The sequence below is a fragment of the Serinicoccus sediminis genome, assembly GCF_004153545.1.
Taxonomy (GTDB): Bacteria; Actinomycetota; Actinomycetes; order Actinomycetales; family Dermatophilaceae; genus Ornithinicoccus; species Ornithinicoccus sediminis_A.
The window spans coordinates 488,464-513,858 of record NZ_SDVA01000001.1; the positions used below are offsets into that span (position 1 = coordinate 488,464).

Annotated in this window: 22 protein-coding genes; 7 read left to right on the top strand and 15 right to left on the bottom strand. The window is 73.3% G+C overall.

Annotation, left to right across the window (positions count from 1 at the left end; all coding sequences use genetic code 11):
• Positions 1-26: 26 nt before the first annotated feature.
• From hutI to EUS26_RS02230, 3 genes are all read right to left on the bottom strand, one after another.
• Positions 27-1,229 carry an imidazolonepropionase gene (hutI, locus tag EUS26_RS02220; protein ID WP_130011521.1) on the bottom strand — a complete coding sequence of 401 codons (1,203 nt, stop codon included), beginning with the start codon at positions 1,227-1,229 and terminating at the stop codon, positions 27-29.
• Positions 1,230-1,302: 73 nt separating this feature from the next.
• Positions 1,303-2,709, bottom strand: a complete 1,407-nt coding sequence (locus EUS26_RS02225) for a formimidoylglutamate deiminase (protein ID WP_130011522.1) — start codon at positions 2,707-2,709, stop codon at positions 1,303-1,305.
• Positions 2,706-3,965, bottom strand: a complete 1,260-nt coding sequence (locus EUS26_RS02230; RefSeq protein WP_238148769.1) for an allantoate amidohydrolase — start codon at positions 3,963-3,965, stop codon at positions 2,706-2,708. Before EUS26_RS02230 ends, EUS26_RS02225 begins: the two co-directional genes overlap by 4 nt.
• A gap of 88 nt (positions 3,966-4,053) precedes the next feature.
• On the opposite strand from EUS26_RS02230, the gene EUS26_RS02235 reads away from it, so the two are divergent.
• Positions 4,054-4,539, top strand: a complete 486-nt coding sequence (locus EUS26_RS02235) for an aminoacyl-tRNA deacylase (protein WP_130011524.1) — start codon at positions 4,054-4,056, stop codon at positions 4,537-4,539.
• 43 nt (positions 4,540-4,582) lie between these two features.
• Here the strand turns inward: EUS26_RS02235 and EUS26_RS02240 are convergent, their stop codons facing one another.
• From EUS26_RS02240 to EUS26_RS02260, 5 genes are all read right to left on the bottom strand, one after another.
• Entirely contained in the window at positions 4,583-5,008 is a 426-nt protein-coding gene (locus tag EUS26_RS02240) for a PPOX class F420-dependent oxidoreductase (RefSeq protein WP_130011525.1), read from the bottom strand.
• A 24-nt stretch (positions 5,009-5,032) separates the two neighbouring features.
• Entirely contained in the window at positions 5,033-6,352 is a 1,320-nt protein-coding gene (locus EUS26_RS02245; protein WP_130011526.1) for a YjiH family protein, read from the bottom strand.
• A 1-nt stretch (position 6,353) separates the two neighbouring features.
• Positions 6,354-8,012 carry a urocanate hydratase gene (gene hutU, locus EUS26_RS02250; protein ID WP_130011527.1) on the bottom strand — a complete coding sequence of 553 codons (1,659 nt, stop codon included), beginning with the start codon at positions 8,010-8,012 and terminating at the stop codon, positions 6,354-6,356.
• Between the two features lie 35 nt (positions 8,013-8,047).
• Positions 8,048-9,655 (bottom strand): histidine ammonia-lyase, encoded by a 1,608-nt coding sequence (gene hutH, locus EUS26_RS02255; protein WP_130011528.1) that lies wholly within the window; start codon positions 9,653-9,655, stop codon positions 8,048-8,050.
• A 211-nt stretch (positions 9,656-9,866) separates the two neighbouring features.
• Positions 9,867-10,604: a glutamine amidotransferase gene (locus tag EUS26_RS02260; protein ID WP_130011529.1), complete on the bottom strand. Its 738-nt coding sequence runs from the start codon at positions 10,602-10,604 to the stop codon at positions 9,867-9,869.
• A 25-nt stretch (positions 10,605-10,629) separates the two neighbouring features.
• Between EUS26_RS02260 and EUS26_RS02265 the strand changes: the two genes are divergently transcribed.
• Entirely contained in the window at positions 10,630-11,265 is a 636-nt protein-coding gene (locus EUS26_RS02265) for an ASCH domain-containing protein (protein ID WP_238148770.1), read from the top strand.
• A 46-nt stretch (positions 11,266-11,311) separates the two neighbouring features.
• Here EUS26_RS02265 and EUS26_RS02270 read toward each other — a convergent pair whose 3' ends face one another.
• The gene (locus EUS26_RS02270; RefSeq protein ID WP_130011530.1) at positions 11,312-12,331 is read right to left on the bottom strand and encodes an NADP-dependent oxidoreductase; all 1,020 of its coding nucleotides are present in this window, start codon (positions 12,329-12,331) and stop codon (positions 11,312-11,314) included.
• A 106-nt stretch (positions 12,332-12,437) separates the two neighbouring features.
• On the opposite strand from EUS26_RS02270, the gene EUS26_RS02275 reads away from it, so the two are divergent.
• Both EUS26_RS02275 and EUS26_RS02280 read left to right on the top strand, forming a co-directional pair.
• Entirely contained in the window at positions 12,438-14,987 is a 2,550-nt protein-coding gene (locus EUS26_RS02275; protein WP_130011531.1) for a glycogen/starch/alpha-glucan phosphorylase, read from the top strand.
• A gap of 38 nt (positions 14,988-15,025) precedes the next feature.
• Positions 15,026-15,808 (top strand): IclR family transcriptional regulator, encoded by a 783-nt coding sequence (locus EUS26_RS02280; RefSeq protein WP_130011532.1) that lies wholly within the window; start codon positions 15,026-15,028, stop codon positions 15,806-15,808.
• Between the two features lie 51 nt (positions 15,809-15,859).
• Here the strand turns inward: EUS26_RS02280 and EUS26_RS02285 are convergent, their stop codons facing one another.
• From EUS26_RS02285 to EUS26_RS02300, 4 genes are read right to left on the bottom strand one after another with little or no spacing between them, the layout of a single operon-like run.
• A complete protein-coding gene (locus tag EUS26_RS02285; RefSeq protein WP_130011533.1) occupies positions 15,860-16,369 on the bottom strand; it encodes a hypothetical protein in 510 nt (169 codons plus the stop codon).
• Between the two features lie 8 nt (positions 16,370-16,377).
• The gene (locus EUS26_RS02290) at positions 16,378-18,357 is read right to left on the bottom strand and encodes a DNA/RNA non-specific endonuclease (RefSeq protein WP_238148771.1); all 1,980 of its coding nucleotides are present in this window, start codon (positions 18,355-18,357) and stop codon (positions 16,378-16,380) included.
• Positions 18,330-18,647, bottom strand: coding sequence for a hypothetical protein (locus tag EUS26_RS02295; protein WP_130011535.1), 318 nt, complete (start codon positions 18,645-18,647; stop codon positions 18,330-18,332). The genes EUS26_RS02290 and EUS26_RS02295 overlap by 28 nt, the downstream gene beginning before the upstream one ends.
• Before the next feature lie 31 nt (positions 18,648-18,678).
• A complete protein-coding gene (locus EUS26_RS02300; protein WP_130011536.1) occupies positions 18,679-19,101 on the bottom strand; it encodes a hypothetical protein in 423 nt (140 codons plus the stop codon).
• A 118-nt stretch (positions 19,102-19,219) separates the two neighbouring features.
• On the opposite strand from EUS26_RS02300, the gene EUS26_RS02305 reads away from it, so the two are divergent.
• From EUS26_RS02305 to EUS26_RS02315, 3 genes are all read left to right on the top strand, one after another.
• The gene (locus EUS26_RS02305) at positions 19,220-20,506 is read left to right on the top strand and encodes a NupC/NupG family nucleoside CNT transporter (protein ID WP_130011537.1); all 1,287 of its coding nucleotides are present in this window, start codon (positions 19,220-19,222) and stop codon (positions 20,504-20,506) included.
• 155 nt (positions 20,507-20,661) lie between these two features.
• Positions 20,662-21,774 carry a phospho-N-acetylmuramoyl-pentapeptide-transferase gene (gene mraY, locus EUS26_RS02310; protein ID WP_130011538.1) on the top strand — a complete coding sequence of 371 codons (1,113 nt, stop codon included), beginning with the start codon at positions 20,662-20,664 and terminating at the stop codon, positions 21,772-21,774.
• 53 nt (positions 21,775-21,827) lie between these two features.
• Positions 21,828-22,814, top strand: coding sequence for an NAD(P)H-quinone oxidoreductase (locus EUS26_RS02315; protein ID WP_130011539.1), 987 nt, complete (start codon positions 21,828-21,830; stop codon positions 22,812-22,814).
• 181 nt (positions 22,815-22,995) lie between these two features.
• On the opposite strand, the gene EUS26_RS02320 is transcribed toward EUS26_RS02315, so the two are convergent.
• Together EUS26_RS02320 and EUS26_RS02325 are read right to left on the bottom strand one after the other, a co-directional pair.
• The gene (locus tag EUS26_RS02320; protein WP_130011540.1) at positions 22,996-23,508 is read right to left on the bottom strand and encodes an NUDIX hydrolase; all 513 of its coding nucleotides are present in this window, start codon (positions 23,506-23,508) and stop codon (positions 22,996-22,998) included.
• A gap of 143 nt (positions 23,509-23,651) precedes the next feature.
• Positions 23,652-25,370, bottom strand: coding sequence for an FAD-binding dehydrogenase (locus tag EUS26_RS02325; RefSeq protein WP_130011541.1), 1,719 nt, complete (start codon positions 25,368-25,370; stop codon positions 23,652-23,654).
• Between the last annotated feature and the right edge of the window lie 25 nt (positions 25,371-25,395).

The following is a 25,395-nucleotide window of genomic DNA, read 5'->3' on the forward strand; positions in this document are numbered from 1 at the left end:
CCGGGTCCGCCCGCAGGCGGAGCTCCTCAGATCTCCAGCGCCCGCACGAGGGGCACACCGACGCGGTAGGGGATGTGCAGGAAGCTGGGCGCGGCGACGACCGCGAGGTCGGCGCGACGGCCCACCCGCACCTGGCCGAGGTCGTCGCGGCGCAGCGCGCGGGCACCGCCGAGGGTCGCCGCCCGCAGCGCCTCGGCAGGGGTCATGCCCATCTCGCGCACCGCGAGGGCCATCATCAGCGGCATCGAGGAGGAGCTGCACGTGCCGGGGTTGCAGTCGGTCGCGAGCGCCACCCGGGCGCCCGCGTCGAGGAGGCGCCGCGCGTCCGGGTAGGGCTGGCGGGTCGAGAACTCCACGCCCGGCAGCAGGGTCGCCACGGTGTCGCTGCCGGCGAGCGCGTCGACGTCGGCGTCGGTGAGGAACGTGCAGTGGTCGACGCTGGCCGCGTCGAGCTCGACGGCGAGCTGCACGCCGGGGCCCTCGGACAGCTGGTTGCCGTGCACCCGGAGCTCGAGGCCCGCCGCGCGGCCGGCCTCGAGGACCCGGCGCGACTCCTCCCCGTCGAAGGCGTGGGGGCTGGCCGGCTCGCAGAAGACGTCGACCCAGCGGGCGTGCGGCGCGCACGCCTGGAGCATCTCGCCGCAGACGAGGTCGAGGTATGCCGCGCGCCCGCCCTCGTCGCGCGCCTCGGGCGGCACGACGTGGGCCCCGAGGAACGTGGTCTCGGTGGTGACCTCGCGGGCCAGCCGCAGGGAGCGCACCTCGTGCTCGACGTCCAGCCCGTAGCCGCCCTTGATCTCGACCGTGGTGGTCCCCTGGGCGCGCATCTCGGCCACCCGCGCCTGCAGGAGGCTGCGCAGCCGGGCGTCGGTGGCCTCCCGCGTCGCGGCCATGGTCACGGCGATGCCGCCACCGTCGTAGGCCTGCCCGGTCATCCGGGCGGCGAACTCCGCCGACCGGTCGCCCGCGAAGACGAGGTGGGAGTGGCTGTCGACGAAGCCGGGGATCACGGCCTGGCCGCCCAGGTCGATGGCCCAGTCGGCCGCGGGCGCCTGGTCGGCGGGCCCGACCCACTCGACGACGGGCGCCGAGTCCTCACCGCCCCCGGCGACGACGAGTGCGGCGTCCTCGACGACCCCCAGCCCCTGGGTCAGCGGCGACCCGCTGCCCTCCTCGCGGGTGTCGTCGCAGGTGACGAGCTCCCTGATGCCGGTGATGAGCATGCTCATGCGTCGATCCTCTCTCGTGCCTCACGCCTCGTCGTCACTCCCCTGACCTCCCTGCCCTACCGACCCGCACCGGTCAGCCCTGCCAGAGCGGGCCGATGGCGTCGGCGAGCATCCCACCGACGTCACCGAGGTGGTGCCGGCCGTCCCGCACGACCACGCGCCCGTCCACCACGACGGTGTCGACGTCGGTGGCCGTCGCGGCGAGCAGGACCTGCGCCGGGTCGGCGCCGGCGGTCCGCACCGTGTCGTCCCGGACGGCGACGAGATCCGCACGCGCGCCCACCTCGAGACGGCCCGCGTCGGGCCAGCCGATGCTCTCGTGCGCGGTCGCGGCGTCGAGCAGGTCGGCCGGCGCCAGGCGCCCGCGCTCCAGCGAGGCCAGCCGCTCGTGCATCTCCAGCGCACGCGCCTCCTCGAGCAGGTCGACGACGGCGTGCTGGTCGGACCCGAGCGAGAGCCGCGCCCCCGCCTCCCTCAGCGCCCGGGCCGGACCGATCCCGTCGGCGAGGTCGCGCTCGGTGGTCGGGCAGAAGCAGGCCCAGGCCCGGTGCCGCCCGAGCAGCGCCACGTCGTCCTCGGTGAGGTGGGTGGCGTGCACCGCCGACAGGTCCGGCCCGAGGACCCCCTCCTCCGCCAGCAGGCCGGTCGGGGTGAGCCCGTGGGCGGCGAGACAGGCGTCGTTCTCCGCGGGCTGCTCCGACAGGTGCAGGTGGAGCGGGCGCCCGGCCTCCCCGGTGTCCTGCCCCGTGCCACGACCCCCGGGCAGAGCGCCGTCCACCGCCGGGCCGCCGCGCGCCCAGGCCGCCACGTAGCCCAGCTGCTCGCGGGGCACCGCGCGCACCGAGTGGATCGCCGCGCCGACCCGCACGTGCGCCGGCCCGCCGTCGGTGTGGTCGCGCACGTCCTCGACCCGCAGCGCCCACGCCTGCGCGTCCAGGTCGCCGAAGCGCAGCTGCGGCCCCTCCAGCTCGGCGTACCCGGCGCCGTCCAGCCCGCCCGCGAGGTAGCACGTGTCCAGCAGGGTGAGCCGGATCCCGGCGTCCTGCGCGGCCTGCACCAGCGCGTGCCCCATGGCGTTGGGGTCCATGTAGCGCCGACCCCCCGGGGCGTGGTGCAGGTAGTGGAACTCGCCCACCGCCGTGATCCCGGCGAGCGCCATCTCGGCGTAGGCCGCCCGCGCGAGCGTCAGGTAGGAGTCCGGGTCGAGCCGCGCGGCCACGGCATACATCCCCTCGCGCCAGGTCCAGAACGTCCCGCCGCCCGCGTGCGTCCGACCGCGCAGGGCCCGGTGGAAGGCGTGGCTGTGGGCGTTCGCGAGGCCGGGGAGGACGACGCCGGGGAGCCGGTGGTCGCCCTCCTGCGCGGGTATGCCGTCGCTCACCTCGACGTAGCGCCCCGCCTCCACGACGAGCCGGACGTCGCGGCGCACCCCTCCCGGCAGGTGCGCGGCGGCGGCGTGGAACGCGGTGCGACCGGTCACGACGGCTCCGCCACGAGGTCGGCCACGCAGGCGGCGAGCGCGTCGACGCCGGCGTGGCAGTCGTCGGGCTCGGCGTGCTCGGCCGGGCTGTGCGACACCCCGGTCGGGTTGCGCACGAAGAGCATCGCCGTCGGCACCCCGGCCCCGGCGAGGATCCCGGCGTCGTGCCCCGCCCCGGTCCCCAGCACCGGCACGCTCAGCGACTCCTCGCTGCCGAGCACGGCACGCAGCCGCGCCCCGAGGTCGGCGTCGAAGCGGGTGGTGGGGGTCCACGACTCGCGGGTCACCGTCGCGTCCGCGCCGCCGGACCGCTCGGTGAGGTCGGCGACGAGCGCCTCGACCTGCGCCTCGTCGGGGCCACGGGCGTCCAGCCAGCCGGTGACGTGGGACGGGATGGCGTTCACCCCGCCGGGCGTGACGGCGACCTTGCCCACCGTCGCGACGCAGCCACGGCGCTCGGCCGCCTCACGCGCGCCGAGGACGAGGTCGGCATACCCCAGCATCGCGTCGCGGCGGTCGGCCAGCCGCGTGGTGCCGGCGTGGTTGGCCTCACCGGGGAAGTCGAAGCGCCAGCGGCCGTGCGGCCAGATGTCGCTGGCCACCGCGACGGGGGCGTCGAGGTCGACGAGGGCACGCCCCTGCTCGACGTGCAGCTCGACGAAGCACCCGACCCGCGCGAGGGTCTCGTCGTCCCGGCCGAGCCGGCCGGGGTCGCGCCCGGCGGCCGCCAGGGCCTCGGCGTACGTCACCCCCTCGGCGTCGGTCAGCGCCCGGGCCCGGTCCGCGTCCAGCGCCCCGGTCAACACCCTGGACCCGGCGCAGGCGATCCCGAACCGCGCCCCCTCCTCGTCGACGAAGTGGGCGACGGCGACGGGCACGCCGGGGGCGACCCCCCGGGCCCGCAGGGCGTCGAGCGCGGCGAACGAGCTCACCACGCCCAGCGGCCCGTCGAAGGCACCGCCGTCGGGCACCGAGTCGAGGTGCGAGCCGACGACCACGCCGAGGCGACCGGCGCGCGCGGCGTCGTCGACGCTGCCGGGGCCGTCCCACCACCAGGCCCACTGGTTGCCGACGCGGTCCTCGACGAGGTCCAGCCCGCGCGCGGCCGCCTCCCCGGCGAACCACTCCCGCAGCGCGGCGTCCTCCCTGGTCCACACGAAGCGGCGGTAGCCCCCGCTCCCCACCCGGCCGACCGGGTCGAGGTCGGCCCACAGGCGGTCGAAGGTCCTCAGGTGCTCGGCGCCGGGGGTGCTCACCTGCCCGACTCTAGGGGCGCCGGCGCCCGGACGGCAGGGGCGTCGCGGCGGCGCAGTCTCGGATACCGGACGGCATACGCTGGTCCGCATGAGCGAGGAACGCGCCGTCGCAGCGGTCGAGGCCGCCGGGCTGGAGTATGCCGTGACCCGGCACGGCCGGGTCGGCAGCCTGGAGGAGGCGGCCCGGGCCCGGGGGGTCGAGCCACGCGACATCGTCAAGACCCTGGTCGTGCGCCGCGGCGAGGGCGACCACCTCTTCGTGCTCGTGCCCGGTGACCGGGAGATCTCCTGGCCGAGGCTGCGCGCCCTGCTCGGCGTCAACCGGCTCTCGATGCCGGACGCGGACACGGCACGTGACGCGACCGGCTACGAGCGCGGCACGATCACGCCGTTCGGCTCGACCACGGCCTGGCCTGTCGTCGCCGATGCCTCTCTGGTCGGCGACCCGGAGCGGCACATCTCCCTCGGGGCGGGGGCGCACGGCGTCGCCGTGACCGTGCCCGCGGAGGCCGCACTCCAGGCTCTGGACGCGCAGGTCGCCGAGGTCACCGAGGTCACCGACACCAGCGGGTGAGGTCCGCCGACGCCCCGGCTGCGTCGTCCACCGCCGCGACCGGTCAGACGACGGCGTCGCCCTCCGGGCGGACGAGCACCACGGTGTCGCCGTAGGTCAGCTTCTTGCGGCGGGTCGTCAGCGTGCCCAGGACGCTGAACACTCGCGTCTGCCAGCCGTACTTCGCCCGCACCGCAGCCTTGACCTCCTGGAACTCGGGCCCGGCCTGCACCATCTCGGCGGTGCCCTGCACCGGCCGGGTGCCCGGCGTCGGGGTGCCGGTGCGTGAGCACGGCTGCACCAGGACGCGGTCGGTGTGCCTCATCCGCTTGGTCTTGCCCGTGCCCATCGTCGTGTAGAACCCGATGCGCTCGCCGTCACCCAGCGGCACCACCCAGACCGGCGTCGGCACGCCCTCGCCGCTGCGCCGGAAGGTGGTGAGGAGGATGAACTCCTCGGCCCCGAGCCGCTGGACCTCTGGTGTCGTCATGACCCTGAACCTACGCCGCGTCGGTCAGAACAGCAGCAGCCCCACCGGGATGGCGATGACCAGGCTCAGGCACACCCGCTCGAACCAGATGAGCAGCAGCCTCGGGATGGACACCGGGATCTGGGTGCCGACCAGCGAGGGGACCATCGCGGAGAAGAAGATGACCTGGCTGACGCAGACGACGCCCACGACATACTTCACCGACATCGCCGACCCCGCGACCAGCGCGGCGGGCAGGAACATCTCGGAGACCCCCAGCGCCGCGGCCTTGGCGACCAGCAGCGGCTCGGGGATCTGCAGCGCCCAGGTGATCGGGTAGAAGAGGTAGCCCAGCCAGTCGAACAGCGGGGTGTACTCCGCGAGCACCAGCCCCAGCAGCCCGATCGACAGGATGCTCGGCAGGATGGCCATGGCCATCTTGACCCCGTCGACGAAGGTCGAGCCGACCACCCGGCCGATGCCCGGGTCCGCGGCGACGGTATGCCGTGCCTCGCCCCACGCGGCGGCGAGCCGGCTGCCCTCGACGTCGCGCTCGGGGCGCGCCTCGACCCCGGGCGCCGTCGCGTCGGGCATCCGGCCCAGCGGCGGGATCCGGACGGTGACGGCCGTCACCAGGAAGGTGATGAGCAGGGTGGACCAGAAGTAGAGCGACCAGTGCTGCATGAGGTCCAGGGCGTTGGCGACGACGATCATGAAGGTCGCCGACACGGTCGAGAAGCCGGTCGCGACGACCATCGCCTCGCGGCGGGAGTACTTGCCCTCCAGGTAGACCCGGTTGGTGATGAGCAGCGCGAGGGAGTACGACCCGACGAAGCTGGCGACGGCGTCGATGGCCGAGCGGCCGGGGGTGCGGAAGACCGGCCGCATGACCGGCCGCGCCAGCACCCCGATGAACTCCATCAGCCCGTAACCGGTGAGCAGCGCCAGGAAGATCGCGCCGATGGGCACCAGCAGCCCGACCGGGATGACCAGCGAGTTCAGCAGGAAGGGGCCCATGCCGTCGGCGAAGAGCCAGGCCGGGCCGATGCCCAGCACGAGCATGACGCCCACGACCAGCCCGACCACCCGGGCCACCGAGAAGACGAGGTCGGTCGTGCTGCGCCGCCAGCTGCCGGTGACCCAGGGCTGGACCGCGCCGGCGAGGATGAGCGCGAGGGCGTACCACGGCAGCACGGCGGGGACGGCCTCGCGCAGCCAGGACACCACGTGGTCCAGCGGGATCGTGCTGCGCCCGCCGAGGGTGACCGGCACGAAGAACATGAGGACGCCGACGGCGGAGTAGACGAAGAACTTCCACATCGGGGCACGGTCCGTCGCCGCGCCGCGCTCGGTCCGGGTCGTCATCTCACTCCCCCTCCCGCATCGGCACCCGGACCCCGCGCTCCGCGGCCACCTCGTCTGCCCGGTCGTAGCCGGCGTCGACGTGCCGGATGACGCCCATGCCCGGGTCGTTCGTGAGGACCCGCTCCAGCTTGCGGCGGGCCAGGTCGGTGCCGTCGGCGACGCTCACCTGACCGGCGTGCAGCGAGCGGCCGATGCCGACGCCGCCGCCGTGGTGCAGCGACACCCAGGAGGCCCCGGAGGCGGTGTTGACCATCGCGTTGAGCAGCGGCCAGTCGGCGATGGCGTCCGAGCCGTCGGCCATCGCCTCGGTCTCCCGGTAGGGGCTGGCGACCGAGCCGCAGTCGAGGTGGTCGCGGCCGATGACGATCGGCGCGCTGACCTCACCGGACGCGACCATGTCGTTGAAGCGCACCCCCGCCCGGTCGCGCTCGCCGTAGCCGAGCCAGCAGATCCGCGCGGGCAGCCCCTCGAAGGCGACCTTGTCCTGGGCGCCACGGATCCACTTCTGCAGGTGGTCGTTGTCCGGGAAGAGGTCGAGCACGGCCCGGTCGGTCGCGGCGATATCCTTCTCGTCGCCGGAGAGCGCGGCCCATCGGAACGGGCCCTTGCCCTCGCAGAACAGCGGCCGGATGTAGGCCGGCACGAACCCGGGGAAGTCGAACGCCCGGTCGAAGCCGCCCTGGCGGGCCTCGTCGCGGATGGAGTTGCCGTAGTCGAAGACCTCGGCGCCCTCGTCCAGGAACCCGACCATGGCCTCGACGTGCCGGGCCATCGACTCCTGCGCCCGGTCGGTGAACTCCTCCGGCTTCTGCTGCGCGTAGTCGTGCCAGTCGGCCAGGTCGATGCCGGTGGGCAGGTAGGACAACGGGTCGTGGGCGGAGGTCTGGTCGGTGACGACGTCGATGTCGACGCCGCGGCGCAGCAGCTCGGGGAAGACCTCGGCGGCGTTGCCGACGACGCCGACGGAGAGCGCCTCGCGAGCACCCTTGGCCGCGAGCACCCGCTCCACCCCGGCGTCGAGGGAGTCGGCGACCTCGTCGAGGTAGCGCGAGCGGACCCGGCGCCGCAGCCGCGCCTCGTCGACGTCGACCACGAGGCATACCCCGCCGTTGAGGGTGACCGCGAGCGGCTGGGCGCCGCCCATGCCGCCGCAGCCGCCGGTGAGGGTGAGCGTCCCGACCAGCGAGCCGCCGAACCTCTTCGCGGCGACCGCGGCGAAGGTCTCGTAGGTGCCCTGCAGGATGCCCTGGGTGCCGATGTAGATCCACGACCCGGCCGTCATCTGGCCGTACATCGTCAGCCCCAGCTGCTCCAGCCGGCGGAACTCCGGCCACGTCGCCCAGTCGCCGACCAGGTTGGAGTTGGCGATGAGCACCCGCGGGGCCCACTCGTGGGTCTGCATGACGCCGACCGGGCGGCCGGACTGGACCAGCATCGTCTCGTCCTCGCGCAGGTCGGTGAGGGTGCGGACCATGGCGTCGAAGCTGCGCCAGTCTCGGGCGGCTCGGCCGGTCCCGCCGTAGACGACGAGGTCGTCCGGGCGCTCGGCGACCTCGGGGTCCAGGTTGTTCATGAGCATCCGCAGCGGGGCCTCGGTGGCCCAGGAGCGGGCGGTGAGCTGGGTGCCGCGGGGTGCGCGGACGGGGCGGGCGCCTTCCATGGTCGTCTCCTTCGACGTGTGTGCGGGGTATGCCGTCAGGTGAGCAGCCCGGTGACCCGCTCGGCGGCGGCGCGGACGCGGCCGTCGGCCACCAGGTCGACGACGGTCTCGATCTCCGGGCTGAGGTAGCGGTCGGGGCCGGGGCCCTCGACGCCGGACTCCCGCAGCAGTGCCACGACGGCGGCGGTGGCGGGCGCGGGGGTGAGCGGGGCGCGCAGGTCGAGGGCGCGCGCGGCGGTGAGCACCTCGATGGCGACGACGCGGGTGAGCCCGTCGACGGCGCGGCGCAGCTGGCGCGCCGCGCCCCACCCCATGCTCACGTGGTCCTCCTGCATGGCCGAGGACGGTATGGAGTCCACGCTCGCCGGGACCGCCAGCCGCTTGAGCTCGCTGACGACCGCGGCCTGGGTGTACTGCGCGATCATCTGCCCGCTGTCGGTGCCGGGGTCGTCGGCGAGGAAGGGCGGCAGCCCGTGGTTGCGCGCGACGTCGAGGAAGCGGTCGGTGCGCCGCTCGCTGATGCCGGCGACGTCGGCGGCCACGACGGCCAGGAAGTCCAGCACGTGGGCCACGGGGGCGCCGTGGAAGTTGCCGTTGGACTCGACCCGGCCGTCGAGGGTGACGACCGGGTTGTCGACGGCGGCGGCGAGCTCACGGTCGGCGACGGTGCGGGCGTACCCGCAGGTGTCGCGGGCCGAGCCGTGCACCTGCGGGGAGCAGCGCAGGGAGTAGGCGTCCTGCACCCGGGTGCACCCCTCGGTGCGGTGCGACTCGCGGATCGCGCTGTCGCGCAGCAGGGCTCGCAGGTTCTCGGCGGACCGGGCCTGGCCGGGGTGGGGGCGCAGCGCCTGCAGGTCGGCGGCGAAGACGTCGTCGGTCCCGAGCTGGCCCTCGACGCTCATGGCGGCGGCGACGTCGGCGCTGGTGAGCAGGGTGCCAAGGTCGTGCAGGGCGAGGACGAGCATGCCGAGCATGCCGTCGGTGCCGTTGATGAGGGCCAGCCCCTCCTTCTCGGCGAGCTCGACCGGCGCGATGCCCGCGCGGGCGAGGGCCTCGCCCGCCGGCAGCAGCTCCTGCGGCGTCTGCGTCCAGGTGGCGTGGTCGGCGCCGGCGGCCGCACCGACCCGCACCTGACCCTCGCCCATCACGGCGAGCGCGCAGTGGGCGAGCGGAGCCAGGTCGCCGGAGCAGCCGAGCGAGCCGTGCTCGCGGACGACGGGGGTGATGCCGGCATCCAGGAGCGCGGCATACGCCTGGGCGGTCTCGAGGCGCACCCCGGTGCGGCCGGTGGCCAGCGTGGACAGCCGCAGCAGCATGAGGGCGCGGGTCACCTCGCGCTCGACCTCCGGGCCGGAGCCCGCGGCGTGGCTGCGGACCAGGCTGCGCTGCAGCTGGGCGCGCTTGTGCGGCGGGATGCTCGTGGTGGCGAGGGCCCCGAAGCCGGTGGAGATGCCGTAGTGCGGCCGGCTGTCGCCGGCGAGGTCCTCGATGATGCGGCGGGTCGCGGTGATGCCGTCGACAGCCTCCGCGGACAGGGTGACGCGGGCGCCGTGGCGGGCCACGGCGACGACCTCGGCGTGGCTCAGCGGGCCGACGCCGACGACCACCTCGGTGGGGCTGTCGGGTTCGGGAAGGCGGCTCATGCAGACCATTGGAGCGCTGCGACGGGCCCGGCGTCACCGGGTTCGGCCGCAGTCCTGTCTCGCATCCCAGACGCGGCGGCCGTGCCCCGCCCTCGAGAACCTGAGCAACGAAGAGTGCCCTACTCGGGTGCTGCAGCCCCTGCGTCGAGCACGTTTCTCTGCTCAGGTCGAGGCGGGGCGGCGCAGCCCTGCGTCGAGGACCTTTCTCTGCTCAGGCCGGGGCAGGGCGGCCGAAGCGCTCGACGAAGGCCGGCAGCAGGCTGCGCACGTGGGCGAGGTCGACCGACTCGGCCTGGGCCACGATGGGCGCGACCTCCTCGGGCTCGCAGTAGCCGTGACCGGCGTAGATGTGCAGCCGTCGCTCGAGCGACTCCGCGTCCAGCTCGGGGTGGAACTGCGTGGCGTAGACGTGGCGCCCCATCCGGAACATCTGCGTGGGGCAGCCCGCCGACGACGCGAGCAGCACCGCACCGGGCGGCAGCACGGCGCACGCCTCCTTGTGCCCGACGATCGCGTGGAACGGGTCCGGCACACCGGCGAGCAGCGGGTCGGACCGGCCCTGCTCGGTGAGCGAGATCTCCACCGCGGCGGGCGCCTCGCCGAACCGGCGGTCGACGGTCCCGCCCAGGGCCAGGCCGAGCAGCCCGATCCCGTAGCACGCGCCGAGGAACGGCACGTCCGCCTCGACGACGCGGCGGGCCAGGGCGGCCAGATCCCGCTCGACCCGCTGCTGCACCTCGCCCTTGCGCTCGTCGGAGGCGTTGAACGGGCTGCCACCCAGGATGATCCCGCTGTAGGCCGTGAGGTCGACGGGCGGCAATGGGGCCGCCTCGACGCGGACCCGGTGCAGCTCGCTCTCCTGCAACCCGGCGTAGCGCAGGAAGCCCGCGTACTCGTCGTCGGCGGCGTCGTCCTCGGCGCGCGTGCCGAGCAGCAGGAAGGGCCTCACACCGGCAGAGCCTAGGGTGGGCGGTGTGGACGAGCCGACACCGACCGGGCAGGACCAGAGCTTGCGCGACCGCGCGATCGCGGCCTTCTGGGCCGACGCGCGCATCCGCGGCAAGCTCAACCGCATCGAGGTGTATGCCGGGGGCCAGGTGAGCGACACCCTCCCACCGCCGGCGTGGAGCTTCGGCGACGAGGACGACCCGGCCACCGCGGACCGCCTCCTCGACCTGGTGCTCGAGGGCCGCAAGACCGCGACCGCGAGCGCCTACCGGGACTACGAGGAGGAGGCGCGGCAGCGGGGGGCCGAGCCCGCCGACGACGCCCCCGGCGACACGCTGACCCGCACCGGCGTCGGCCTCGACCTGGCCCTGCCCGAGCCCGGCCTGCTGTCGATCATCCTCGACGGGGCGGGTCAGCCGCGGGCGCTGGTCCGGATCACCGACGTCGAGGTGTGCCGCTTCGCCGACGTCCCCGAGGAGCACGCCCGCCTGGAGGGCGAGGGCGACCGCAGCCTCGAGGAGTGGCGGGCCGTGCACCGGGACGCGTTCGCCGCCACCGCACCGCACGGCGAGCCGGTCGACGACGACACCCTCGTGGTCCTCGAGCGCTTCGAGGTGCTGGTGCCCGCGGCGGCCGGACGGGCCGCCCGACGGCTTCCCTGAGAGCCCGTCGCGACGGCCCGCCGACGGCGCCAGCCGCCGCCCGGGTTCAGACCCGGACGAGCATCCTGCCGGTGTTGTCCCCGCGCAGCAGGCCCAGGAAGGCGTCGACCGCGTTCTCGATGCCCTCGACGACCGTCTCGCGGGAGCGCAGCTGCCCCGAGGACAGCCACCCGGCGGCCTGCCCGGCGAACTCCCCCGCCAGGTCCTGGTGGTCGGCGACCAGGAAGCCGGTCATCGTGCCCCGCACCTGGATGAGCCGCGCCAGGTTGCGCGGGCCCGGGGCCGGCTCGGTGTCGTTGTAGCCGGAGATCGCGCCGCAGATGGCGATGCGCCCGCCCTGGCGCAGGGCACCGATCGCGGCCTCGAGGTGGTCGCCGCCGACGTTGTCGAAGTAGACGTCGATCCCGTCGGGCGCGTGCTCGGCGAGCTGGGCGGCGACGTCGCCGTCCTTGTAGTTGAAGGCGGCGTCGAAGCCGAGCTCGTCGACGAGGTGGTCGACCTTCTCCTGCGACCCGGCACTCCCGATGACGCGAGAGGCGCCGAGGGCCTTGGCGACCTGGCCGGCCACGCTCCCGACGGCGCCGGCGGCACCGGAGACGAAGACGACGTCGCCCTCGCGCAGCTGGGCCACCCGGACCAGCCCGGCGTAGGCGGTGAGCCCGGTCATCCCCAGCACACCGAGGTAGGCCGAGGCGGGTGCCGCGTCGGTGTCGACGGCCCGTGCGGAGCCGGCGTCCACGACCGCCTCCTCGCGCCAGCCGAGCTGGTGCAGGACGTGGTCCCCCACGGCATACCCCTCGGCGCGGGACTCCTCGACGACCCCCACGGCGCCCCCCTCCATCGCGCGACCCAGCTCGAAGGGGGCGACGTAGGAGCGGGTGTCGTTCATCCGGCCCCGCATGTAGGGGTCGACGGAGATCAGCTCGTTGCGCACCCGGAGCTGCCCGTCGGCGAGCTCGGGCAGCTCGCTGGTCGCGAGCTCGAAGTCGGACGGCTCGGGCCAGCCGTGCGGTCGGGAGACGAGGCGGACCTCGCGGGCGGGGGTGGAGCGGTCAGCGGTGGTCACGGGTGTTCTCCTCCGTGGTCGGGTGCGGTCCTGACGGTTCTCGCTGCCAACACGCGCTTGACGTGAGGTATGCCCGGGAACCACCGAGGCCCTACCCTTACGACTCGTGACCTCCACGCACCCACAGCCTGTGATCACCGACGAGAGCCCGTCCGCCGACGCCAACCGGCGCGGCCCCAGCTTCGAGGCCACGCACGAGCTCGCGACCGGCCCGGTGACGTCCCCGCCGGCCACCGTCGACGGCTTCGTGCGGGAGTTCCTCGACCAGCTGAACTTCGGCCAGGGCGTCAAGCTGTCGCAGTCGACGATCAACGACCAGTACCTCGCGCTGGCCCGGACCGTGCGCTCCTACCTCATGGCCTCCTGGCTGGAGACCGGCCACCGCCGCCGCAAGGAGGAGACCAAGGTCGTCGGCTACCTCTCCGCGGAGTACCTCCTCGGGCGCCAGCTCGGCAACAACCTGCTGGCCAGCGACCTCCAGGACATCGCCGACCAGGCGATGGAGCGGTGCGGCATCGACATGGCAGCGGTCCGCGGGCAGGAGGTGGAGCCCGGCCTCGGCAACGGCGGCCTCGGGCGCCTCGCCGCGTGCTTCGTCGACTCCCTCGCCACCATGGACGTCGCCTGCATCGGCTACGGCATCCGCTACGAGTACGGCATCTTCCGGCAGACCTTCGTCGACCACCGGCAGGTGGAGGAGCCGGACAGCTGGCTGCGCCTCGGCAGCCCGTGGGAGTTCCCCCACCCCGAGCGCGCCGTCCAGGTCGGCTTCGCCGGCCGGACGGAGACGTATACCGACCAGCAGGGCCGGGAGCGCACCCGCTGGACCCCGGCCTGGCAGGTCCGCGGTGTCCCCTACCACTACATGGTCCCGGGCTTCCGCAACGGCGTCGTCAACACCCTGCGGCTGTGGAGCTCGGAGGCCAACCAGGCCTTCGACCTGCAGACCTTCAACCGCGGCGACTACGCACAGGCCTCGCGGGCCGAGATCTTCGCGGAGAACATCTCCAAGGTGCTCTACCCCGACGACTCCACCCCGCAGGGCAAGGAGCTGCGGCTGCAGCAGCAGTACTTCTTCGTGGCCTGCTCGCTGCGCGACTTCATCGAGAACACCCTGCCCCGGGACTTCGACCTGCACCGGCTGCCGGAGCGGATCATCTTCCAGCTCAACGACACCCACCCGGTCATCGCGGTGCCCGAGCTCATGCGCATCCTCGTCGACGAGAAGGGCTTCGACTGGGACGAGGCGTGGGGCATCACCCGCCAGTGCTTCGCCTACACCTGCCACACCCTGCTCCCGGAGGCGCTCGAGGTGTGGCCGGTCGAGCTGCTCGGCCGGCTGCTGCCGCGCCACCTGGAGATCATCTACCGCATCAACGAGGAGTTCCTGCTCGAGGTGCGCGAGGCCTTCCCCGGCGACGAGGGCCGCATCCGCCGGATGTCGATCATCGCCGAGCAGCCGCAGCGGGCCGTGCGCATGGCCTACCTCGCCACGGTGGCCGGCGCCAAGGTCAACGGGGTCGCCGAGCTGCACAGCCAGCTGCTGCGGGACGACGTGCTGCCCGACTTCAACGCCATGTGGCCGGAGAAGTTCACCAACGTCACCAACGGCATCACCCCGCGCCGCTTCCTGCGGCTGGCCAACCGCAAGCTCTCCTCGCTCATCACCGACACCATCGGCGACGGCTGGGTGACCGACCTGGACCGGCTGCGCGAGCTCGAGCCCTATGCCGACGACCCCGAGTTCCGGCAGCGGTTCCGGGAGGTCAAGGCCGCCAACAAGGCGCGCCTCGGTGACCTGCTGCGGGTGCGCGACGGGGTCGAGCTGCGCCAGGACCACCTGCTCGACGTCATGGTCAAGCGGCTGCACGAGTACAAGCGGCAGACCCTCAAGCTGCTGCACGTCGTGTCGGTCTACGAGGGCGTCCTGTCCGGGCGCACCCCGGTCGAGCAGGTCACCCCCCGCACCGTGCTCTTCGGCGCCAAGGCCGCGCCCGGCTACCACATGGCCAAGGAGATCATCTACCTCATCAACGCGGTCGCCGCGAAGGTCAACACCGACCCGGTGATGGACGGCCGGCTGCAGGTGCTCTTCCCGGCCAACTACAACGTCACCCTCGCCGAGAAGGTCATCCCCGCGGCCGACCTGTCCGAGCAGATCTCGCTGGCCGGCAAGGAGGCCTCGGGCACCGGCAACATGAAGTTCGCCCTCAACGGGGCCCTGACGATCGGCACCCTGGACGGCGCCAACGTCGAGATCCTCGACCTGGTCGGCGAGGACCACTTCTTCCTCTTCGGCATGACCGAGCCGGAGGTCGAGCAGCTGCGTCAGCGCGGCTACGTGCCCAGCGCCTACTACGACCAGGACCCGGTGCTCAAGGCGACCATCGACCTCATCGGCAGCGGACACTTCACCGACGGCAGCCCCGGTGCGGTGTCGGCGGTGCTCGACAACCTCCTCAACCACGACCCGTTCATGGCGCTGGCCGGCTTCGACGCCTACCTCGGGGCGCAGGACCGCGTCGAGCGCGCCTACGCCGACCCCGAGGGGTGGAGCCGCTCGACCATCCTCAACGTCGCCCGGTGCGGCTTCTTCTCCTCCGACCGCTCCATGCGCGACTACCTCGACCGCATCTGGGCCCCCGGGCAGGCGTGAGCGCGAGCGAGGACGGGTAGGCGCCTACCCTCGGGGTCATGGCCACCGGCAACGCCCCCGCCGCCGGGCACGCCCTGGCCATCCTCACCCTGCTGGCCCGGCACGCGACGCCGGTCGCGGCGGCGACCATCGCGCGCGAGCTCGGGCTGCCGCGGTCCACGACCTACCACCTGCTCACGGTCCTCGTCGAGCAGGGGTATGCGGTGCACCTGCCCGAGGAGCGCCGCTACGGTCTCGGGGTCGCCGCCTACGAGCTGGGCTCGGCCTACACCCGGCAGGCGCCGCTGCAGCGTCTGGCCCGGCCCCGGCTGACCCGGCTCGCCGACGCGTCGGGGCACAACGCCCATCTCGCGGTGCTGCACGGCCCGGACGTCCTCTACGTCATCGAGGAGCGGGTCGCCGGCCGGCCCTCGCTCGTCTCCGACGTCGGGGTGCGGCTGCCGGCCACCCTGACCGCGAGCGGCCTGGCCATCCTCGCCTCCCTCCCGGAGGCCCAGGCGCGCGCGCTCTTCCCCTCCCGCGAGTCCTTCGTGCAGCGCCACGGCAGCGGCCCACGCTCGCTCGTCGAGCTGCGGCGCGAGCTCTCCGCCACCCGCTCCCGGGGGTATGCCGTCGAGGACGGCCTCGTGACGCCCGGTCTGGCGTCGGTCGCCTCAGCGGTGCTCGACCACGCCGGCCACCCGGTCGCGGGGGTCGCCGTCACCTACCCGGTGGAGCCGGACGTGCAGCTCGAGGCGGTCGTGCAGCTGGTGCGCCAGACCGCCGCCGAGCTGTCCGCGCGGCTCGGTCACCGTGACCGGGGGCGTTCCCCGGTGGGCTGACCGCCCAGCTACTCCGAGTCGCTCATCTGAACGCGCTCTCGTGGGCCCTGGTCACGTACCCGGGCGGAAGTAGCTGAACACCCCTCGGCCCGACTTCTTCTTCTCGCCAGGAAGGTCGCCGCTGCTGCGGAGTCGATCCACGAGCGCATCGACCTGCTCACGGTTGAGGTCCAGATAGTGGTGGACCTGCTGCCAGTAGGGATCCGTGGCCGATCCCTCTTCTGGACGAGCGGGTTCGTCCGTGATCAGCGTGAACGATCGCTCTCCGTCGCGGTCCTCCACCATCCTGACCTGAGTCCACGGCTGCTCACCGACCAGCCGGTAGAGCTCCGTGATGGCGTCGAACACAGGCCCCGTCCGACCGTATTCGGCACAGACCTGGTCCTCCTCAGCGTTCCAGGTCAGCACCCGGTTGAGGCGGATGTTGTGCGGCGCCAGTGATCCATCCTCCTGGGTCAGCCGGCCGATCCACAGGACCGCACGGATCCATCCTGGGTGGTCCTGGACCAGACCGCGGGTGATCTGGCCGAGGACGGCCTCGAGCGCACCGTCGTCTTGCACCGCGCCTCCTACTTGTTGATGAAAGGATCGAACTCCACCAGTTGACCATCGATCCACGCGGACACGTCGAAGCGCGTCGGTCGTCGATCCCCCGCCCTCCCGTACTGCGGCTTGATCTCGATACTCACAGACCGGCCATCCTTGAGAGCATCGCGCAGACGCTTCTCCATCCGTGCGTACTGCCCCTGGTTGAGGTTGGCCAGCCCGTCGTCGATCGGCTTGCCGTTGCCGGGCAGGACGTTGAGGCGGTTGGTCGGGCCCCCGAGCGAGTCGGCGATGAGGTGGAAGCCCACGTCAGTGTCCTTGGCGTCCGGGCCCTTGCCGATGTCGGTCTGCAGGCTGGGGTCGTTGCGGCCGACAGGGTTGAGCGTGAGTTCTCCGCCGACCTCGATCGGCCTGCCCTCGACATCGGTGCGCCAGGACATCCCCTCGTACTCGTAGCGCACGTCGGGGTGGGGGTTGTTCGCCGCCCGGTTGAAGTCGTCCATGGTGTCGAAGCGGAAGACGCCCGGCTCGACGTTGTCGGCCTTGGCGAGCAGCTGCACCGACTCGTCCATCTGGTTCAGCGGCACGTTGTCGAGGTTCTTCAGGACGGCCTCGGCCGCCGCACCCGTGAGGACCTTCCGCCCCCACTTCGCGCCGGTGGCGGCCTGACCGCCGAGCGGGACCAGCGCCACCATCGACAGCGACCCGTCGACGACATTGCCCTCGGCGAAGTACCAGACGCCGTTGGCGAGGTCGGCGAGCTCCCCGATCCCGGGGATGAGGCCCAGGGTGTCCAGCACGATGTGCCCGGCCGAGGACCACCAGGGGTCGTCCTCGCCGCGCGAGGCGACCTCCTGCTTGAAGGCCTCGCTCGCCCAGTAGGCGTCGTCGGCCACCTCGGCCGAGTAGACCGAACCGCCCTCGTAGGGCGTGGCGGCCGCGAGGATCATGGCGCCGGCGGCCGCACCGTCGTCGACCGGCCACCGCCGCTGCGAGATGAGGTAGTCCATGAAGGCGCTCACCTCCTGGTCCTCCCCGTCGACCTCCACGGTCGTGGTGCCCGACTCCTGGAAGATCCGCATCCCCGCCTCGGGGTCCCTCGCCACCGCCTCCAGCACCAGCGCCAGCGGGTCGTAGGCCTCGGTGCCGTCCGGCAGCCGGGCCCCGAGGTAGCTCCCCATGGGGTAGGAGCTCTGGGACCACATGCCCTTGTAGCCCTCGTCCCCGGTCTCGTAGTCGTGGAGCGCCTGCGTCAGCCCGACGGTGACGTCGGTCGACCACCGGCCACGCGAGACGACCGCCGCCAGCCGCGAGGCCTGGCCGGGTGGCTCGGTGCTCGTGATGGCGTCGATCCACTGCTGGCCCCAGCCCCGCGGCGGGGCCACGTCGCCGGTGCCGCGCGAGGCCAGACCCATCGTCCGCCCCAGACCGTCGAGGAGCGCGTCGTAGTCCTGCCGCCAGGCCTCCAGGTCCTGCTGGTAGTCGGGGTCGTACATGGTGTTCTGCGGCGGGTAGCCGGCACCGAGGATGGTGTTCGACAGGTCCTCCAGGTCCACGCGCGCGGCCAGCGCCTGGGCGAAGTAGGGGTCGGTGCTGCCCTCGGCCAGCAGGTCGAGGATCTCCTGCGGGACCTGCCCGCCCTCCTCGAGGTAGTCGGCGACCCGCTGCGCGTCCGCCTCGACCTGCGCCTGGCTCTTGGTGGACAGGTCGTCCTCGTCGAACTGCGCATACATCTGCACGCCCGGGGTCGAGGCCTCGAGCTGCTGGGCCAGGGCCAACCGCCGGTGCAGCCCCCGGATCTCACCGTCGGCCCAGCCGAGCACCCCGTCGACGCGGGAGAGCGACCCGGTGCCGAGCATGACCCCGCTCAGCCGCCCGGACACGACGGACCGGTCCACCGGCAGGTCGGAGCGCACCCTCTCCATACCGGCGACGAGGTCGGTGAAGCCCGGTATGTGGATCGAGCAGGTGGCCATCAGCGCGTCCCCGCCAGCCTCTGCCACCGGGTCTGCCAGGCGGTGGACTCCACCCGTTCGGGCTGTCCCGAGATGGCGTCGTCGAACTCCTGGATGACGTCGTCGCGCACCCGGCCCAGGGTCCGCTGGTGCTCCGCCAGCGCCGCGCCGAAGTCGTCGGCGGTCGTGCTCACCCAGCACCCTGCCGACATGGCCCGGTCGACCTGTGCCAGCGCCTCCTCGATGTCACCGGCCGGGTCGACCGACCGGCTCCGTGCCTCCTCCAGCGCCGACCTGTAGGGGTTGGGCACCATCGTGACCTCGTCGTCCCCGGCCATCGCCCTCCCCCTCGTCCTGTCTGATCCCTGCTCAGCGCTGCGGGCGCTCGCCGTGCTCGGCGACCCACGTCGCGAGGTAGTCCTGGAACCGCCCCATCGACTCCTCGTCCTCGATCCCGAGGCTGCGCTTGGGCTGACCGTAGCCGAAGCTGGTGCGGAAGGCCCCGTCGGCGTCGACTTCCAGGTCCAGCACCGTCCACCGGTCACCGTCGGCCGCCATCGCCTCGTGCAGCTCGACCACCAGGTCGTAGAGCCGCTCGTCGAAGTCGAACTGGCCGACCCCCCACCGATCCTGCAGGTCCACGACGCCGAGCGTCACGTAGTTGAGGTTCACCCGACCGTCGACCCGGGTCGCCTCCCAGTTGCCGACGAGCCGAACCCACCCGGCGGGCGCGATCTCGACGAAGCGCTGCGCGACCGCGCGGACCGCCTGCTGCTGCTCGCTGGGCTCCACGACCGCTCCCCTCACGTCGACTGGTCGTGGGCCCACCCTACCCACCCCCGCCACCCGACCCCGCCCCACGCGGTACCGTCGCCGCACACCTGCGACGACGCATACCGGGAGGTCCAGCATGGATGTGCTCTGGGGCATCGGCGGCATGGCAGCCCTCATCGGGCTGGCCCTGCTGCTCTCGACGAACCGACGGGCGGTGCGCTGGCGCACCGTGCTCGCGGCGCTGACCATCCAGGTCGTCTTCGGCGTCCTCGTCCTCTACTGGTCGTGGGGGCAGCGCGCGCTGGAGCAGGTGTCGCTGGGCGTCCAGGCGATCATCAACTCCGCCAACGCCGGCATCGAGTTCCTCTTCGGGCCGGTGCTGCCGCAGGGCGAGGACGCCGGCTCGGTCTTCGCCTTCCAGGTGCTGCCGGTCATCATCTTCTTCGCCTCGCTGACCGCGGTGCTCTACCACTTCAAGATCCTGCAGTTCGTCGTCGAACGCCTCGGCTCGGCGCTCGGCTGGGCGCTCGGCACCCGCAAGGCGGAGTCGGTCAACGCCGCGGCCAACATCTTCGTCGGGCAGACCGAGGCGCCGCTGGTCATCCGCCCCTACCTGCGCGGTCTCACGACGTCCGGGCTCTTCGCGGTCATGGTGGGCGGCCTGTCGACGGTGGCCGGCTCGGTGCTCGTCGGCTACTCGCTGCTCGGCGCGCCGCTGGAATACCTCATCGCCGCCTCGTTCATGGCGGCACCCGGCGCGCTGCTCATGGCCAAGCTCGTGCTGCCGGAGGAGGTCGACGACGTGCCTCCGGAGGAGGAGGGCGAGGCGGCCGGCGCGGACGAGCCGGGCGACGAGGGCGCGACGCGGGGCGGTGACGAGGACGACGACGAGCTCGAGGGTATGGAGTACCGCAACGTCATCGACGCCGCCGCCTCGGGCGCCGCGGACGGCCTCAAGCTCGCGCTCAACATCGGTGCCATGCTGCTGGCGTTCATCTCCCTCATCGCGTTGGTCAACCTGCTCATCGGCACGGTCGGCGGGTGGTTCGGGCAGCCCGACATCACCTTCGAGCAGATCCTCGGCTACGTCTTCGCGCCGCTGATGACCGTCATCGGGGTGCCGTGGGGCGAGGCGACCAGCGCCGGCAGCTTCGTCGGGCAGAAGGTCGTCGTCAACGAGTTCGTGGCCTTCTCCAACTTCGCGCCGGTCATCGACGAGTTCAGCCCGAAGACCGCCGCGATCGTCACCTTCGCCCTCACCGGGTTCGCCAACCTCGGCTCGCTCGGCATCCTGCTCGGCGGCCTGGGCGGCCTCATCAAGGACCGTCGTCGGGAGATCGCCCAGCTGGGCATCCGCGCCATCCTCGCGGCCACGCTGGCCAACCTCATGAGCGCCGCCATCGCCGGCATCCTCATCGGCTAGCGGCGGGCGGCGCCCGCGCGCCCGGTCCGGGTGGTGCGCGGGCCGGCGGCGCACCCGCGCGCTGCCCGTCCGGGTGGTGCGCGGCCGTCTACAGTGGTCCGGCTGGGTCGCCCACGGCCCGACCGGGCCGGCGCGAGCGGGCAGGAAGGGACTCGATGGTCAACGTCATGCTCGCCGGCGGGCTCGCGATGCTGCTCGCGCTGCTGTGCACGCCGCTGTTCATCCGCTTCCTCGTCCGCCGCCGCTACGGCCAGTTCATCCGCGACGACCTGACCCACCACCACGTCAAGCGCGGCAAGCCCACGATGGGCGGCGCGGTCATCATCGGGGCGGCCCTGCTCGGCTACTTCGGGTCCCACGGTGGCGTCCTGCTGCTCGACGTCACCGGGCTGCTGGACGTCAGCGCCACGCCCGTCTCGGTCAACGCCCTGCTCGTGCTCTTCCTGCTCACCGGCCTCGGCGTCATCGGCTTCTTCGACGACTACACCAAGATCCGCAAGGAGCGCAGCCTCGGCCTCACCTCGGGGCAGAAGCTGGTCGGCCAGACCCTCGTGACGGTCGTCTTCGCGCTGGCGGCGCTGCTCGTCGAGGACGAGGAGGGCCGGTCCCCGGCCTCGACCGCCATCTCCTTCGTCCGGGACACCCCGCTCGACCTGGCCTTCGCCGGCCCGGTGGTCGGGCTGCTCCTCTTCCTGCTGTGGTCCAACCTGCTCATCACCGGCGCGTCCAACGGGGTGAACATCACCGACGGCCTCGACGGCCTCGCCACCGGCGCCTCGACCATGGTCTTCGGCGCCTACGTCGTCATCGCCATGTGGCAGCACAACCAGAGCTGCGGCATCGCCCCGGGGGCCAACTGCTACTCCATCGGCAACGCGCTCGACCTGGCCGTGGTCGCCGCCGCGATCTCGGGGGCCTGCGCCGGATTCCTGTGGTGGAACGCCTCCCCCGCCGCCATCATCATGGGCGACACCGGCTCGCTCTCGCTCGGCGCCGCCCTGGCCGGCCTGGCGATCCTCACCCACACCCAGCTGCTCCTGGTGGTCCTCGGCGGGCTCTTCGTCGTCATCACGGCCTCGGTCATCATCCAGGTCATCAGCTTCAAGCTGACCGGGCGCCGGGTCTTCCGGATGGCGCCGCTGCACCACCACTTCGAGCTGCTGGGCTGGGCCGAGATCACCATCGTCATCCGCTTCTGGATCATCGCCGGCATCTGCGTCGCCGCCGGGCTGGGGCTGTTCTACGCCGAGTGGGTCGTCACCCTCTGAGGTGCCGCGCGGCCCGCCCCCCGGCGCTGCGCACCGCCCGTTACGTTGGGCACATGCGAGCGATCACCATCCCCGAGCCCGGTGCGGCCGACGCCCTGGTCCCCGCCGACGTGCCCACCCCGACGGCCGGCGAGGGCGAGGTGCTCGTCGACGTCGTCGCCGCGGGCGTCAACCGTGCGGACGTCATGCAGCGCAAGGGCGCCTACCCGCCCCCGTCCGGCGCCTCCGAGCTGCCCGGCCTGGAGGTCAGCGGCCGGATCAGCGCGCTGGGTGAGGGCACCGAGGACGCGGGGTGGTCGGTCGGCGACGAGGTGTGCGCCCTGCTCGCCGGCGGCGGGTATGCCGAGACCGTCGCCGTCCCCGTGGGTCAGCTGCTGCCCGTGCCTGACGGCATACCGCTCGAGGACGCCGCCGCGCTGCCCGAGGTGGCGTGCACGGTCTGGAGCAACCTGGTCATGGAGGCGGGGCTCGCCGAGGGCGAGACCGTGCTGCTGCACGGCGGCTCCAGCGGCATCGGCACCATGGCGATCCAGGTGGCGAAGGCCCTCGGCGCCCGCGTGGCGGTCACCGCCGGGTCGGCGGACAAGCTGGCGGCCTGCCGCGAGCTGGGGGCCGACATCCTGGTCAACTACCGCGAGCAGGACTTCGTCGAGGAGGTCGAGGAGGCCACCGACGGCCGGGGCGCCGACGTCATCCTCGACGTGGTGGGGGCGAAGTATCTCCCCGACAACGTCCGCGCCCTCGCCCGGGACGGCCGGCTCGTCGTCATCGGCCTGCTCGGCGGACGCACCGGGGAGCTCGACCTCGGGGCGCTGCTCGCCAAGCGCGGCCGGGTCCAGGCGACCTCGCTGCGCTCCCGGTCGCTCGAGGGCAAGGCGGCGATCGTCGCGGCCGTCCGCGAGCACGTGTGGCCCTGGGTCGCCGAAGGCCGGGTGCGCCCGCTGATCCAGTCGCGCCACCCGCTGGAGGAGGCCGCCGCCGCGCACCGCGAGATGGAGGCCAGCCAGCACATCGGCAAGATCCTGCTCACCGTCGGCTGAGCCGGGCACCATCGAGCGGGCCGGGCATACCGGGCCCTGACCTGCCCACGGGTCTGCAGGCTGTCCACGGACGTGCCACCTGTGCACGGGTATGCAGCCTGTGCACGGAATCGGAACCTGTGCACGGTGGCCGTTCCTGCCCACCGTTCAGGGCGAGCGTGACCGCCCGCCGTCGCCAGGCCTACTGCGGCCCGTCGAGCAGCCGGCCCGGTCGGGCCGGCTCACCCGCCCGGTCCAGGGCGGCCAGGATGCCCCGGGTGTCCCGGTCGGCCGCCCCCAGCTCGCCCCGGCGGGTCCACCGGGCCTTGCGGGCCTCGGTCGCGAGCTCGAGGTCGGGGCGCTCCTCCAGGACGACCCGGAAGACCACGTCGACCCCTTGCTCCAGGGCGTCGACGCGCACGGTCACCGGGTCGCCGGGGTCGATGTCGAGCCCGACCTCCTCGGCCACCTCGCGCCGCACCGCGTCGGCGGGCTCCTCACCCCTGCCGAGCAGCCCGCCGGGCAGGCTCCACCCCCGCCGGTGCGGCTGCCACAGCACGAGCAGCTCGTCGCCGTGCTGGATGACGCACACCGCGCCGACGGTGAAGCTGGGCGCCACGGTCCGCACGACGAGGCGCTTGAGCGGCCCGGGCGTGACGCGGAAGCCGACGAGCGCGGCCGTGCCCGCCTTCCGGCGCAGGGTGGAGAGGTCCATCCGGCCAGCCAACCACACCGGCCCCGACCCGCCGTTCTGGACAGAGGTTTCTGGGGAGCGGGGCCCAGCATCCTCTGTCCAGAACGCGCCCGCCCCAGTGGACCCCGGGGGGCTCGGTCCTGGACGCACCCGCGACGAGCAGGTCAGCGGGTCGCGTCGGCAGCGGCCCGCCCGGCAGCCCGCCCGGTGAAGAGGCACCCGCCGAGGAAGGTCCCCTCCAACGACCGGTAGCCGTGCACCCCACCGCCGCCGAACCCCGCGACCTCGCCCGCGGCATACAGGCCCGGCACCGGGGCGCCGTCCGCGTCGAGCACCCGGGAGGCCAGGTCGGTCTGCACCCCGCCCAGGGTCTTGCGCGTCAGCACCCGCAGCCGGACGGCCACGAGCGGGCCGTGCCTCGGGTCGAGGAAGCGGTGCGGCGCCGCCGTGCGGATGAGCCGGTCGCCCAGGGAGCGGCGGGCGGCGCGCACCAGCGCGGTCTGGACGTCCTTGCCGTAGCCGTTGGCCAGCTCCCGGTCCCGCGCCTCGACCAGCGAGCGCAGCCGCGCCGCGTCCACCAGGTCGCTGCCGGTCAACGCGTTCATCCGTGCGACGAGCTCCTCGACGGTGTCCGCCTCCACGACGTCCGCCCCGTGGTCCACGAACGCCTGGACCGGCGCGGGGACGTCGGTCGTCACCCTGCCCAGCACCTGCCGCACCGAGCGCCCGGTGAGGTCCGGGTTCTGCTCCGAGCCGGACAGCGCGTACTCCTTGCCCAGCACGGTCCGGCTGGCCACGAACCAGCTGTGGTCGTGCTCGGGCAGGCTGCGCCGCAGGTGCGCCAGGGTGCCGAGGGTGTCGAACCCCGGCAGGTATGGCGCGGGGAGCCGCCGACCCGTCGCGTCCAGCCAGAGGCTGCTGGGACCGGGCAGGATGCGGATGCCGTGCCCCGGCCACACCGGTGAGTGGTTGGCGATGCCCTCGACGTAGTGCCACATCCGGTCGCGGTTGACCAGCCGCGCCCCGGCCGCCTCCAGCGGGTCGAGCATGGAGCCGTCGACGTGGGCCGGCACCCCGGTGACGACCTCCCGCGGCGGCGGGCCGAGCCGCTCGGGCCAGTACCGGCGGATGAGCTCGTGGTTGGCACCGATGCCGCCGCTGGTGACGACGACCGCCCCCGCCTCGATCTCCGCCTCGCCCACCACCGTGCGGGAGGACGGCATACCCCGGTCGACGGGGTCCTCGGCGAGCACCTCGCAGCGCACCCCGGCGATCTCTCCGTCGGTGGTGACCAGCCCGGTGACCCGGTGCCGTCCGCGCAGCTCCACGAGGCCCTCGGCCACCCCGTCGCGGACCACCCGCTCGAACGGCTCGACGAGGCCGGGCCCGGTGCCCCAGGTGAGGTGGAAGCGCGGCACCGAGTTGCCGTGGCCGTCGGCCGTGCCGTCGCCGCGCTCGGCCCACCCCACGACGGGGAAGAGGCGCACCCCGCGCTCGCGCAACCAAGCCCGTTTCTCCCCGGCCGCCCACTCGACGTAGGCCCGCGCCCACCGGCGGCCCCAGTCGTCCTCGCCAGGTGGGTGCCCGTCGCCGGACGCGGGCTCGTCGCCCGGACGGCCCCCGTCGCCGAGCCGGTCCCAACCGGCACTGCCGCACCAGTCCTGCCACGCCAGGTCGAGGGAGTCACGGATCCGCAGCCGCCGCTGCTCGGGGCTGTCGACGAGGAACAGACCCCCGAAGCTCCACCAGGCCTGACCGCCCAGGTGCTCGGGCGGCTCCTGGTCGACCAGGGCGACGCGCCGTCCGGCGGCCACCAGCTCGGCGGTCGCGACGAGCCCGGCCAGGCCCGCACCCACGACGACGACGTCCACGCGCTCGGTCATGCCCGCCGACGTTACCCCTGGTGCC

Coding starts and splice junctions, on each gene's coding strand:
- EUS26_RS02320 (WP_130011540.1), bottom strand. CDS start 23,508: ATGGACCTCTCCACCCTGCGCCGGAAGGCGGGCACGGCCGCGCTCGTC.
- mraY (WP_130011538.1), top strand. CDS start 20,662: ATGGTCAACGTCATGCTCGCCGGCGGGCTCGCGATGCTGCTCGCGCTG.
- EUS26_RS02325 (WP_130011541.1), bottom strand. CDS start 25,370: ATGACCGAGCGCGTGGACGTCGTCGTCGTGGGTGCGGGCCTGGCCGGG.
- EUS26_RS02245 (WP_130011526.1), bottom strand. CDS start 6,352: ATGACGACCCGGACCGAGCGCGGCGCGGCGACGGACCGTGCCCCGATG.
- hutI (WP_130011521.1), bottom strand. CDS start 1,229: ATGAGCATGCTCATCACCGGCATCAGGGAGCTCGTCACCTGCGACGAC.
- EUS26_RS02240 (WP_130011525.1), bottom strand. CDS start 5,008: ATGACGACACCAGAGGTCCAGCGGCTCGGGGCCGAGGAGTTCATCCTC.
- EUS26_RS02280 (WP_130011532.1), top strand. CDS start 15,026: ATGGCCACCGGCAACGCCCCCGCCGCCGGGCACGCCCTGGCCATCCTC.
- hutU (WP_130011527.1), bottom strand. CDS start 8,012: ATGGAAGGCGCCCGCCCCGTCCGCGCACCCCGCGGCACCCAGCTCACC.
- hutH (WP_130011528.1), bottom strand. CDS start 9,655: ATGAGCCGCCTTCCCGAACCCGACAGCCCCACCGAGGTGGTCGTCGGC.
- EUS26_RS02235 (WP_130011524.1), top strand. CDS start 4,054: ATGAGCGAGGAACGCGCCGTCGCAGCGGTCGAGGCCGCCGGGCTGGAG.
- EUS26_RS02315 (WP_130011539.1), top strand. CDS start 21,828: ATGCGAGCGATCACCATCCCCGAGCCCGGTGCGGCCGACGCCCTGGTC.
- EUS26_RS02305 (WP_130011537.1), top strand. CDS start 19,220: ATGGATGTGCTCTGGGGCATCGGCGGCATGGCAGCCCTCATCGGGCTG.
- EUS26_RS02295 (WP_130011535.1), bottom strand. CDS start 18,647: ATGGCCGGGGACGACGAGGTCACGATGGTGCCCAACCCCTACAGGTCG.